This is a genomic window from Streptomyces sp. JJ38 (assembly GCF_019303475.1).
GTDB lineage: Bacteria > Actinomycetota > Actinomycetes > Streptomycetales > Streptomycetaceae > Streptomyces.
On sequence record NZ_JABLSI010000006.1, the window covers coordinates 1,202 to 12,912 of the forward strand.

General features: G+C 71.4%; 9 protein-coding genes, 1 tRNA gene and 1 pseudogene (1 of these 11 cut by a window edge). 5 read left to right on the top strand and 6 right to left on the bottom strand.

Annotated elements, in window-relative coordinates; translation table 11 throughout:
* The 3 genes and pseudogenes from HPT28_RS04315 to HPT28_RS04325 form a co-directional block, all read left to right on the top strand.
* Positions 1-1,430, top strand: a pseudogene (locus tag HPT28_RS04315) ((Fe-S)-binding protein); it begins 757 nt to the left of the window's first position.
* 119 nt (positions 1,431-1,549) lie between these two features.
* Positions 1,550-2,020: an ATP-binding protein gene (locus tag HPT28_RS04320; protein WP_219089382.1), complete on the top strand. Its 471-nt coding sequence runs from the start codon at positions 1,550-1,552 to the stop codon at positions 2,018-2,020.
* A gap of 34 nt (positions 2,021-2,054) precedes the next feature.
* On the top strand, positions 2,055-3,089 hold the full coding sequence (locus HPT28_RS04325) for a Yip1 family protein (protein WP_219089384.1): 1,035 nt from the start codon (positions 2,055-2,057) through the stop codon (positions 3,087-3,089).
* An 88-nt stretch (positions 3,090-3,177) separates the two neighbouring features.
* Here the strand turns inward: HPT28_RS04325 and HPT28_RS04330 are convergent, their stop codons facing one another.
* The 5 genes from HPT28_RS04330 to HPT28_RS04350 form a co-directional block, all read right to left on the bottom strand.
* Positions 3,178-4,707 (bottom strand): ricin-type beta-trefoil lectin domain protein, encoded by a 1,530-nt coding sequence (locus HPT28_RS04330; protein ID WP_219089386.1) that lies wholly within the window; start codon positions 4,705-4,707, stop codon positions 3,178-3,180.
* A gap of 101 nt (positions 4,708-4,808) precedes the next feature.
* Positions 4,809-5,399 carry a GNAT family N-acetyltransferase gene (locus HPT28_RS04335; RefSeq protein ID WP_219089407.1) on the bottom strand — a complete coding sequence of 197 codons (591 nt, stop codon included), beginning with the start codon at positions 5,397-5,399 and terminating at the stop codon, positions 4,809-4,811.
* Positions 5,400-5,454: 55 nt separating this feature from the next.
* The gene (locus HPT28_RS04340; RefSeq protein WP_219089409.1) at positions 5,455-7,728 is read right to left on the bottom strand and encodes a terpene synthase family protein; all 2,274 of its coding nucleotides are present in this window, start codon (positions 7,726-7,728) and stop codon (positions 5,455-5,457) included.
* 133 nt (positions 7,729-7,861) lie between these two features.
* Positions 7,862-8,437 (bottom strand): dCTP deaminase, encoded by a 576-nt coding sequence (gene dcd / locus HPT28_RS04345; protein WP_219089411.1) that lies wholly within the window; start codon positions 8,435-8,437, stop codon positions 7,862-7,864.
* 95 nt (positions 8,438-8,532) lie between these two features.
* Positions 8,533-8,700 carry a hypothetical protein gene (locus HPT28_RS04350; RefSeq protein WP_219089413.1) on the bottom strand — a complete coding sequence of 56 codons (168 nt, stop codon included), beginning with the start codon at positions 8,698-8,700 and terminating at the stop codon, positions 8,533-8,535.
* A gap of 239 nt (positions 8,701-8,939) precedes the next feature.
* Here HPT28_RS04350 and HPT28_RS04355 point away from each other — a divergent pair.
* Positions 8,940-9,010: transfer RNA gene (locus HPT28_RS04355), tRNA-Gly, on the top strand.
* A gap of 306 nt (positions 9,011-9,316) precedes the next feature.
* Here HPT28_RS04355 and HPT28_RS04360 read toward each other — a convergent pair.
* Positions 9,317-10,270 carry an NADP-dependent oxidoreductase gene (locus tag HPT28_RS04360; protein WP_219089690.1) on the bottom strand — a complete coding sequence of 318 codons (954 nt, stop codon included), beginning with the start codon at positions 10,268-10,270 and terminating at the stop codon, positions 9,317-9,319.
* An 88-nt stretch (positions 10,271-10,358) separates the two neighbouring features.
* Here HPT28_RS04360 and HPT28_RS04365 point away from each other — a divergent pair, with 88 nt between their 5' ends.
* Positions 10,359-11,315, top strand: coding sequence for a GlxA family transcriptional regulator (locus HPT28_RS04365; RefSeq protein ID WP_219089415.1), 957 nt, complete (start codon positions 10,359-10,361; stop codon positions 11,313-11,315).
* Positions 11,316-11,711 lie beyond the last annotated feature (396 nt).

The window sequence follows — 11,711 nt, forward strand, 5'->3', positions numbered from 1 at the left end:
GCCGATGACCTCGGGCGGCAAGCCGATCGACTTCGAGACGGTCTTCGACGACGAGGGCGGCGAGGAGACGCAGTTCGGCGTCTCGCAGGTCGAGCACTTCTCCTGGAAGGGCCTGCTGGACTTCTCCACCTGCACCGAGTGCGGCCGCTGCCAGTCCCAGTGCCCCGCCTGGAACACCGGCAAGCCCCTCTCCCCCAAGCTCCTGATGATGTCCCTGCGGGACCACGCCCACGCCAAGGCGCCGTATCTGCTCGCGGGCGGCGGCAAGACNCGTGCCCGCGGCTGCCCTGGCCGAGGCGGAGCGCCCGCTGATCGGGACCCTCGAAGAGAACGGCGTCATCGACCCCGACGTCCTGTGGTCCTGCACCACCTGCGGCGCCTGCGTCGAGCAGTGCCCCGTCGACATCGAGCACGTCGACCACATCGTCGACATGCGCCGCTACCAGGTCATGATCGAATCCGCCTTCCCCTCCGAAGCCGGAACGATGCTCAAGAACCTGGAGAAGAAGGGCAACCCCTGGGGCCTGGCCAAGAAGCAGCGCCTGGAATGGACCAAGGAAGTCGACTTCGAGGTCCCCGTCGTCGGCAAGACCATCGAAGACCTCACCGAGGTCGAATACCTCTACTGGGTCGGCTGCGCCGGCGCCCTCGAAGACCGCGCCAAGAAGACCACCAAAGCCTTCGCCGAACTCCTCCACATCGCCGGCGTCAGCTTCGCCATCATGGGCGGCGACGAGAAGTGCACCGGCGACTCCGCCCGGCGTCTGGGCAACGAGTTCCTCTTCCAGCAGCTGGGTGAGGAGAACGTCGCCAACCTGAACGCGGCCTTCGGCGAGGACGACGAGGACGAGTCGACCAAGCTCCCCGCGGCGAAGAAGAAGATCGTGGCGACCTGCCCGCACTGCTTCAACACCATCGCCAACGAGTACCCGCAACTCGGCGGCCACTACGAGGTCATCCACCACACCCAACTGCTCCAGCACCTCATCGACGAGGGCAAACTCATCCCCGTCACCCCCGTGGAAGGCCTCATCACCTACCACGACCCCTGCTACCTCGGCCGCCACAACCAGGTCTACACCCCGCCCCGCGAGATCATCGGCAAGGTCCCCGGCCTCCGCAACGAGGAAATGCACCGCCACAAGGAACGCGGCTTCTGCTGCGGCGCCGGCGGCGCCCGCATGTGGATGGAAGAGCGCATCGGCAAACGCATCAACAACGAACGCGTCGACGAAGCACTCTCCCTCAACCCCGACATCGTCTCCACCGCCTGCCCCTTCTGCCTCGTCATGCTCACCGACTCCGTCAACGGCAAGAAAAACGAAGGCCAGGCCAAGGAGTCCATCCACGTCGTGGACGTCGCACAGCTCCTCCTGGAGTCGGTGAGCGTGGAGCGAGTGCCGGCCTCCGAGTCAGCTCCCCCGGCATAACCTCGGATTCGAACACTTCCGGTCGCCAGTTGGTCTTTTTCGGTCAGGGAGTATGAGTTTCAAGACGGGCTGTGCACCGGTCTGTCGGGGACCGGCCCCCCACCCCTAGCCTCTGCCCTATGCCCGTTGACCAGGCGGCCCCCTCCACTCCAGGCCGGTCCGAACAGCAACTCCTCAAGCAGCGCTTCACCGCGCGCACACTCCCGCAGTTGCGCGTCGGGGTGGAGGTGTGCGCGGCCTCGGCCGGACTCACCGAGCCACGCCGGGGCGACTTCGTCCTGGCCGTGGACGAGGTCCTGACGAACGCCGTCGAGCACGCCGGAGGCCACGGCACCCTGCTGCTGCGCCGCGTCGGACAGGAGCTGGAGGCGCAGATCACCGACGCGGGCCCCGGCTTCACCGCCGACGTCATCCCCGAGCTCCTGCCCGGCCTGGACGGGCGAGCCAACGGCCGGGGGCTGTGGCTGGCCCGGCTCACCACGGACCGGCTCACCATCGCCGCCGCCGACCCGGACGCCGCCGACCCGGGCACCGTCGTCACCCTGGCCGTGACCCTGCCCACCCCCGGCACGTCCCCCGCCGTGCGCTGACCGCCCACAGCCCCTCGGGGGGCACCCCTACGGGATGTACCAACCCGGCCACACAAGGCCGCCCAGCCCCGGCCCGGCACCCCGCCCGTCCCCCGGACGCGGTACGTTCGACGATGTGGCTGGATTCAGGATCGGACGTGACCGGGGCTCGCACAACGCACGGCAGGGGCAGGCCATGCCCCCGCACGGACGGCCCCCGCAGGCGCCTCCGCACGCACCTCAGGGCTGGCCCACCGCGCCGGGAGGCCAGGCCGTCAGCTGGGGTCGCCCCGCAGCCGCCCCGAACCCCGGTTCCGGGCAGGGCGGCGGATACGGCCCCGGAGGCCCCGGAAGCCCCGGAGGCCCCGGAGGCCCCGACGCAGGAGGACCCGTCGCCGGAGAACCGGAGTACTTCGCGCCGCCCGCCGCCGACCCGTACACCGCCGACCAGCCTGGCCACACCCGGCAGTTCAGCATCGGCGACGAACTCGGCGAGGCCTACGGCGACGGCTCCACCTACGCCGCCGGCGGCGGCGCCGCGCCCGCCGGACCCAGGCTGCCCTGGAAGCAACTGCTCTCCGGCATCGTGCTGCGCCCGAACGCGACGTTCCAGCAGATGCGCGACCACCAGGTGTGGCTCCCGGCCGTCCTCGTCACCTTCCTCTACGGCCTGCTGGCCGTCTTCGGGTTGGACGAGGCGCGCGAGGAGGTCCTCAGCGCGACGCTGTCGAACGCGGTGCCGTTCGTCCTCATGACCGGTGTCGCCGTCGTCCTCTCCGGGCTCGTGCTCGGTGCGGTGACGCACACGCTGGCCCGGCAGTTCGGCGGCGACGGCGCGTGGGCGCCCACGATCGGCCTGGCCATGCTCGTCATGTCGCTGACCGACGCGCCCCGGCTGCTGTTCGCCCTCTTCCTCGGCGGTGACGCCACCTTCGTCCAGGTGCTGGGCTGGCTGACCTGGGGCGCGGCGGCGGCGCTGTTCACCTCGCTGGTCAGCCGCTCCCACGACCTGCCCTGGCCCAAGGCGCTGGGCGCCTCCGCGATCCAGCTCCTCGCCCTGCTGTTCCTGATGAAGCTCGGCACGCTCTGACGGCCGCGCGTCGGCCGGGACGACGAGTCCCGGCCGACGCGCCCGGTCGGACCGGGCGGACCGGGCGGACCGGGCGGGCGAGGGTTCGTCAGGCGAAACGCTGCGCCGCCGAACCGTCGCACCGCTGCAGCCGGACCTGCTCCGTGGCGCCGCCGAGCGTCACGCACAACTCTGGGGCGGCGGCCGGACGGATGCTCGCCCCGGCACCGCGCACGAAGCGCTGGTTGTCGCCCGTGTGGCAGTTCCAGAGGATGAGCCCGGCCCCGGCCTCGTACCGTCCGGCCGGCACGTCCAGGCAGCGGTCGTGCGTCAACTCGGTGTAGAGGCGCTGCCCTTCGGCGTCGTGCCACCAGCCCTGGTTGCGCTCACCGTGGCAGCTCCAGCCGCGCACCGTCGTCCCGTCCCGGCTGCTCGCGCCGTCGGCGTCCAGGCAGGTTCCGGTGGCGGCGTTCCGCAGCGGCGCGAAGGCGTCGTCCCAGGCGCCCGGGTACAGCTGGGGCTGCCCCCGGCCGTCCGGGTCGGCGCAGGACGCCTCGGTCAGGCCCGAGGCGGCCAGTTGCGTCAGACAGGACGCGAAGGCCCCGTGCCCGCGCGCGTTCGGGTGGAACGACTGGCGGACCGAGTTCGAGTCCGGCGGGAACGGGTTGGACAGCTCGACGTACAGGCCGCGGGCGAACGGGTTCTCCATGCACACCTCGTGGCCGTGGAACAGCCGTGAGGCGTCCAGGTACGTGGCGCCGGTCTGCCGGGCCGCCGCGCGGATGCCCTGCTGGAAGAGCGGAACGGCCTCGTCGCGGCCCCACTGCGAGTCGGAGGTGTACCCGGTGCAGCCGCCGACGAGCTTGCCGGGATAGTTCGGGTTGTCCTTGATGTCGGGGCCGATGGGGCTCGGGTAGCTCATCACGACCAACTCGTAGTCGTCCCGGGCGTATCCGGCGTCACGCATGACGGTACGCAGGTCGTCGATCGTGGCCGTCACCTTGGGTACGAGCCCGTCGACCCGGTCCTGCCAGCCGGGCCCGTAGCCGGGGGCACAGGGGCCCTGCAGGAGGAACCACCGGGTGACGCAGTCCGTGATCACGGGCCCGAACTGGAGGTCGTCGTTGGCTCCGGCGACGAGCACGATCTGCTTCAGCCGGGTGTTCCGCGCCCTGATGGCGAGGCTGTCGCTCTGCACCAGTTCGTCGGCGTACTGCGGGGAGCCGCCCATGCGGATGTTGACGCTGGAGGCCCCGGAGCAGGCCACGTTGTACGTGACGTCAGCGGCGATCCCGGTGCGGTGGATGGCCGCGTCCGGGGAACGGTGGCACCAGTTGTCCGGCCCGTCGGTGCCGGGCTCGTAGGTGCCGACACCCTCGCCGCTGATCTCGCTGTCGCCCAGGGAGATCAGCGAGGTCTTGCGCTCGGCGACGGGCCGGATCTCCGGCGAGCCGTAGAGCTCGACGGCCTCCGCCGCCCGGATCCGCTCCAACTCGGGCCGTAGGGGTACGGACTGTGCCTGCTCCTCGGCGGCGGGGCCGTCCGCCGCGAGCGCCGGGGCCGCCGACGTTCCGAGGCCCAGCAGGGCCAGGGCCGCCGCCCCGGCTCCCAGCGCTCTGATCGATCTGCCACGTGCCATGGGGGGTCTCCGCTCATGCAGACGACAGGGTTACCGGAGGTTGTACTGTCAGGTAACCCGTCCGGGAAGCCCCTGGACACAAGAAGTTGGACACTTGTCCATCAGCCGGTGCCCGGCTCAGCTCCCGGCGTCGGGTGGGTCCCGACCTCCCGCAGGCCGACGCGGGCCGCCACACCCCGGGCCGTCACGCTCGTCCGCGCGCCGCAGCCCTCCAGCAACCGCCGGGCGCCGGTGTTGTCCGGCGTCGTGTGCGCGACGAGCTCGGCGAAACCCGCCGCACGCGCCTCCGCCACCAACCCACCGAGGACCGCGCGCCCCACCCCGGCGCCCCGCGCCGAGCGTCCGAGCCACACGCCGGCCTCCACCGCCCCCGAAGCCGTCGGTCCCGGCCCCCCGCTCCCCGGAGCCGCCCCCTGGGGAACCGGCCCCGGGGGCTCCGGGCACAGCCGCGCCGCTCCCACGACCCTCCCGCCCACCAGGACGGCGTACGTCGTCTCCACCGGGGCCGCCGCGAGCCCCCGGCTCCGGCTCCGGTGGAACCCCAGGAACGCCGCCCGGCGCTCCGCGGTCCACCCCGGCGGCCCCGGGACCGGCGGCATGACCTCGACCGGATCGGCGCCCGCTACGGCGGCTTCGAGCAGGGCCGGCAGCAGCGCCTCGTCCAGGCGCCGCAGAATGACGTCTTCACGCATCCCCGTAGCGTGCCGCCCCACCGGCCCCCGTGGCACCTGGTTTACCGCCCCGCCGCTACACGCCGGCGTACGCGTCACGCACGGCGGCGGCGAGCCGCACCGCTGAGGTGCCGATGCCCCTCGGCTCCGGCACGGCGAACGGCCGGTGCAGGTCCTCCTCCCGGTAGCGTCGGCAGTCGCGGTGCCAGACGAGGATGCCGGACAGCCAGTTCTCCAGGTCCCGCACGTACGCGTCCAGGCCGGCGCGCTGCTCGTCGTCCAGCTCGAAGTCCTCGCAGACGACCGGTAGTTCCTGCGCGACGATGTGCTGGAACTGACTCATCCTGCCGCGCATCAGATCGTCCACGACGCGCAGGCCCGCCGCGTAGTCGCAGTCGAAGAAGTTCTGCACGACGAGGATGGCGTTGTGGACCTCGCCCTCGGCCTCGATCTCCTTCTGGTAGGAGAAGCAGTCGTTCAGCAGGCAGGCGTAGTCGGCCGCCGAGTTCTCCAGCGCACGCACGGTCCCGCTGCGGTACACCTCGTTGGGAACGCTGTGCCCGCTGCGCAGCCGGCACAGGCTCATCGTCATGTCCGAGCCGAACGTCGACCTGCGCATCTCCAGGTAGTCGACGGGGTCCGGGATGCGGTTCTGGGCCTGGTTGGCCAGCTCCCACAGCCAGCTGTCGATCATCGTGTCGACGGCCTGGCGGAACACCCGTCGGTCCCCCTGTGCCATCGGCCCCGCCGTGCGGGCCCACAGGTCGGCGAGCCCACGCTCCAACGCGGTCAGCGGCGCCTCACCGGGGACGGCGCCGTCGTCCACCGGCATGAGCAGCTTCAGCCGCTCCGTCGTGACCTTCGCCCCCGCCAGGTCTCGCGGGGCGCCGAAGACCACCGGGTAGTAGTCGTCGCCGTACGTTCCCCAGGTCAGCCAGCAGGAGGCGAGGTTCAGCTCCTCAGGCGTGGCGTCGGGGTCGAGGCCCGCGGCACAGAGCGGGAAGTCGAACCCGGCGAGCCGGTCGGCGTCCCAGATGTCCGAGCCCGGCACCCCGGGCTGCGGCTGGAGCATGCCCGTCCGCTCGGCCCACTCCAGGACGTGCGCCCGCGCCTCGTCCACGTGTGGGCTCAGCCCAGGGGTGAACGGCATCTCGAAGTCGGGCAGCCGCGACGGGCCGACGCGCTGGAACGGCGTGTGCGTGAACGTCCGCCGGCGGCTCGCCTCGGCGCGCGGCGTCGTGAGCCGGACGTCGGCGGCCGAGGTGCCCGGACCCGTCGGCCGGAGCCCTGTCCACCCGAGCGCCGTCGACCCGAGCCCCGTCGACCCGAGGAAGAGCTGCCCGCTGCCGGAGCCGTCCCCCGCGCCGTTCATGTACCGGCTGGAGCGCATGTGCCACTCGTGGCCCCCCGACTGCCAGTCCTGCAGCCCCTTCACGTACGCCGCCACCGCGGCGCACTGCTCGGGGGGCAGCCCGTACTCCACGCACAGCGCGGGCAGCTCGGTGAGCGCGGTGTTCTCGAACTGCTGGAGCCGCGAGGTCAGCAGATCGTTGACGGCCTCGGCGGCGTCCTGCGTCGAGCACTGCAGGAAGTGCTCCAGCACCAGCACACCGTTGCTCAGCTCCCCCTCGTCCCGCGTCTCCCGCTCGTAGGAGAACAGGTCGTTGCGCAGGTGGACGGCGTCGGAGAACGCGTCCCGCAGCACCCGCAACGGTCGCGAGTCCGCGACGGCGTCGGGCACCTCCGCCCCGGCCGCGTACTCCACCAGCCCCGCCGACCACGGCGCACCGCCCACCTTGCGGCGCATCTCGACGTACTCGACCGGGTTCGGCACCCGGCCGATGTTGATGTTGGACAGCTCCCACAGGGACTCGTTGAGCAGGTGCTCCGTGTTCTCCGCGAACCGGGCCCGCCACCCCGCCGACATCGAAGGCACCGTCCGCGCCCACAGGTCCTTCAGCCCCGCCTCGACCGGGTTCGTCGGCTCCGGCGTGCCGGCGGCGGGGTCCATCGGCATGAACGCGGGCAGCCGGTCCAGGTACGCCTTGCCGCCTGCCCGGTCCTGGGTCCGCTTGAAGCACTCCAGGAAGTGGTCGTCGAAGAAGAAGACCCACACGTACCAGTCGGTGACGAGCGACAGCGCGGGACCGTCGCAGTCCGGGTGGGTGTAGGCGCACAGCAGGCCGTAGTCGTGGGCGTCGAGGTCGCTCTGCTCCCAGATGCCCGACCCCTCCAGCATCCCCATCTCCCTGGCCCACCGCGACGAGTGCGCCCGGGCCTCCTCCACGTGGGGATTCAGCCGCGCGGGGTACGGCGTGTAGAAATCGGGCAGGACGAAGGGCTGGGGCACGGAACCTCTCCCGAGGGTTTCAGGGCAAGCCGGACGGCCGAGCCCTACCCTGCGCACCCCTCGGCATCCGTGCCGGAGCCGAAACCACCGGTACGGGTGAACTCCCTTACCGGTTAACGCCGTTGGCGCCCGATCACACCTGCGTACGGTGGAAGTTCAGATACGACCTCGAGGGCGTCGGCCCCCGCTGGTTCTGGTACCGCGAGCCGTACCGCTCCGACCCGTACGGGTGCTCGGCCGGCGACGACAGCCGGAACATGCACAGCTGGCCGATCTTCATCCCCGGCCAGAGCTTGATCGGCAACGTCGCCACGTTGCTCAGCTCCAGCGTCACGTGCCCGGAGAACCCCGGGTCGATGAACCCCGCCGTCGAGTGCGTCAGCAGCCCCAGCCGCCCCAGCGAGCTCTTCCCCTCCAGCCGGGAGGCGATGTCGTCCGGTAGCGTCACCACCTCGAACGTGGACGCCAGCACGAACTCCCCCGGGTGCAGGATGAACGGCTCGTCCCCCTCCGGCTCCACCAGCCGCGTCAGATCGGACTGCTCCACAGCCGGGTCGATGTGCGGATAGCGGTGATTCTCGAACACCCGGAAGTACCGGTCCAGCCGGACGTCGATGCTCGACGGCTGCACGAGCTCCGCGTCATACGGCTCGATCCGCACCCGGCCGGTGTCGATCTCGGCCCGGATGTCCTTGTCTGAGAGAAGCACCCCCCGAGCCTACGCGCACGGGCGGGACCAGGCCCAATCACCCCCGGCCCCGCCCGCGCGTCCGACTCACGACCGACTCGGCCGGCTCGGTCGGCTCAGCGCCGGTACCGCGCCTTCACCGGGACCGCCTGCCGCAGCCGCGCACACCGCGGACACCGCAGCAGCCGCCCGGGCCCGATCCGCGCGCTGCCGAGCTGCTGCATCGGAAACGTGTCGGTGCTGAACACATGGCCTTCGGCACAGCGCACGACGGTGGACTCCATCGCTTCCCTCTCCCCAAGTACGTAGGCGACGCGAGGACGAAAGCCACCCTAGGGGACGAATCGGGCCGCGCGACGACCGCCGCACCGAACCCACCGTACGCCCCAACTCGCCCTCCCCCCACCCCTCCCACAACGGCGAACGGACCCGCGGCCTGTGCGCCGGAGGTCCGTGATGAGGTACAGTGTCCCGCGTTGAGCGAGCCGCCAGATGAACGTCAGACGGGCGGCTTCCGCTTCACGCGGGCGTAGTTTAATGGTAGAACATGAGCTTCCCAAGCTTATAGCGCGGGTTCGATTCCCGTCGCCCGCTCTTGAATGAAGCCCCAGGTCAGAGACCTGGGGCTCCTTCGTTGCCTGGGCCTCTCGGGGCCTGCCGCGCCCTCCGCGCGCCCCAACTCGCTCACTCGGACGGCGGGCCTGGCGCACCAGCGGTTCGGCTCGGGCGTGCACGCCTCCCACCCGGCTGCACCGGCACGCCCCTCCCGACAGCCGGGCCTGGCCTGGGGCAGCGCAGCACCGTCCGACGTCCCGGGGGCGTGCGCCGTCGGCCCGACGCACCCCCCTTCGGCCGGCCTTACGGTTTTCCGCGCCGCAGTCGCTCTGGAGTGACCTTCGGTCACGTGGAGTGCTGTGTCGCCGCATCCGTGACGAGGACGATCTTGCCGTTGGTGCGGCCGGTCTCGCCCAGAGCGTGGGCCTCGGCGGCCTCGCGGAGGGGGAAGACCGCCTCGATATGGGCGCGCAGGGCTCCTGACCGGACAAGGTCGGCGATGGCATTCATGCCGGCGTGGTCGGCTTCGACGAGCAGGGTCTCCACACGTACGCCGCGCGCGGCCGCCTTCGTGGCCTCGTCGGGGTCGGTCCCCCGGAGGAGGGAGACGAGGGTGCCTCCGGAGCGGAGGACGTCGAGGGAACGGGTACGGGTGTCGCCGGAGAGCGGGTCGAGGACCATGTCGACGTCCTGGACGGCGTCGCGAAAGTCCGTGGTGCGGTAGTCGATCACTTCGTCCGCTCCGAGGGAGCGCACGAAGTCGTGCTTGGGGGCGCTGGCGGTGCCGACGACGTACGCGCCGCGGGACTTGGCGATCTGAACGGCGAGGTGGCCGACCCCGCCGGCGGCGGCGTGAATCAGGACCCGCTGCCCGGCGCGGACTTCGGCGGTGTCAACGAGGGCCTGGTAGGCGGTGAGGGCGGCGAGGGGCAGGGCGCCGGCCTGGACGTGGTCGATGCCGGCGGGCTTGTGGGTGAAGGCGCGGGCGGGTCCGGTGACGTACTCGGCGTGGGAGCCGACGCCGTGCGGGTAGGGCAGCATGCCGAAGACCTCGTCGCCCGGCTTGAACAGGGTGACGCCGTAGCCGACGGCCTCGACGACGCCGGAGACGTCCCAGCCGAGTACGAGCGGGAGGCGGTTGAGGAACAGGCCGGCGGAACGGTGCTTCCAGTCGGTCGGGTTGAGTCCGGCCGCGCGGACGGCGACGAGGATCTGGCTCGGCCCCGGCTCGGGTAGCGGCAGCACGGTCTCCTTGAGGACCTCGGGGGCTCCGTGAACGTCCTGGCTGATGGCACGCATGGTGGGGTGATCGGTCATGTGATCCAGGTTGGCCGGAGATCCACACCAGTACCATGGCATGAATGCCATCTTTCGACGGGATCATGCCATGGGTGTTCATCGAGTCGTCGTCCTCGCCCTGGACGGGGTGTACCCCTTCGAACTCGGCATCCCCAGTCGCGTCTTCGGTGCGGCCGGGGGCCGGTACGAGGTCCTGACCTGCTCGGTCGACGGCGGCCCCGTCACGACGAACTCCGACTTCTCGGTCACGGTCGAGCACGGCCCGGAGGCCCTGGGGGCCGCGGACACCGTGCTCCTGCCGCCGTTCGACACGTCCCTCCTGAGCCGCGACCTTCCGCCGGGCGTCAGGGACGCTCTCGCGGTCGTGCCGCCCGGCGCACGGATCGTCTCCATCTGCACCGGGGCCTTCGTCCTGGCCGCCGCCGGGCTTCTCGACGGCCGGCCTGCCACCACCCACTGGTCCCTCGCGGATGTGTTCCGGTCCTGGTACCCGCGGGTGGACCTCGACCCGGACGTGCTGTTCGTCGACGACGGTTCCGTGCTCTCCTCGGCCGGGGCCGCGTCCGGCCTGGACGTCTGCCTCCATCTCGTACGCCGGGACCACGGCACCGCTGTCGCCAACAGCGTGGCGCGGGCGTGTGTCGTGCCCCCGTGGCGAGAGGGCGGCCAGGCCCAGTACATCGAGCACCCGGTGCCCGAGGGGCCCACGAACGGCACCTCCGCCACCCGCCAGTGGGCCCTGGAGAACCTGCACGAGCCGCTCTACCTGGCTGACCTGGCCGGGCACGCCCGGATGAGCCTGCGCACCTTCGCTCGCCGGTTCACCGAGGAGGTCGGGACGAGTCCCGGGCGCTGGCTGACCCAGCAGCGGCTGTCGCGCGCTCGGCAGCTCCTGGAGACGACCGACCTCGCGGTGGACGATGTCGCGGGCCTGGTCGGTTTCGCCACGGGGACGTCGCTGCGCGAGCATCTGCACGCTGCGATCGGCGTCTCACCGCTTGCCTACCGGCGTACGTTCCGCGGTGCCAACAGTCCGAGCGCATGAGCTTCAGGCCAGGTCGGCCCCGGTAACTTGGCGGCCGGCGAGTACGCCCCACCGACCCGGCGGCATAACGTCCGGCGCGCGGGGCATCGCTCCGGCACCCGCCGCCCAATATCGCTTGGCGCGCACCGCAGCTCCTTGGCGCGCTCGCCGCCGCTCTGGAGTCGAGGGCGTCCGCTCACTCACCGACATCGACGGCAAGCACCAGCCCGACCTCGCCGAGGCCGCACCGAGCCGCCCGGGGCCGAGTGAATGTTCGGTTCGGTGTCAGGGGCAGAGTCACGGAACAAGCTGAGCTCCCCAGGAGACCCGGGGCGGTTCAGACCGGTCGGGTCGGAGATGGCAGAGGGTTGTTGTCGGCATGGGCGTAGCCGTGGATCTGCTGGGCGTCCGTCAGAT

Coding starts and splice junctions, on each gene's coding strand:
- HPT28_RS04320 (WP_219089382.1), top strand. CDS start 1,550: ATGCCCGTTGACCAGGCGGCCCCCTCCACTCCAGGCCGGTCCGAACAG.
- HPT28_RS04325 (WP_219089384.1), top strand. CDS start 2,055: ATGTACCAACCCGGCCACACAAGGCCGCCCAGCCCCGGCCCGGCACCC.
- HPT28_RS04330 (WP_219089386.1), bottom strand. CDS start 4,707: ATGGCACGTGGCAGATCGATCAGAGCGCTGGGAGCCGGGGCGGCGGCC.
- HPT28_RS04335 (WP_219089407.1), bottom strand. CDS start 5,399: ATGCGTGAAGACGTCATTCTGCGGCGCCTGGACGAGGCGCTGCTGCCG.
- HPT28_RS04350 (WP_219089413.1), bottom strand. CDS start 8,700: ATGGAGTCCACCGTCGTGCGCTGTGCCGAAGGCCATGTGTTCAGCACC.
- HPT28_RS04360 (WP_219089690.1), bottom strand. CDS start 10,270: ATGCGTGCCATCAGCCAGGACGTTCACGGAGCCCCCGAGGTCCTCAAG.
- HPT28_RS04365 (WP_219089415.1), top strand. CDS start 10,359: ATGGGTGTTCATCGAGTCGTCGTCCTCGCCCTGGACGGGGTGTACCCC.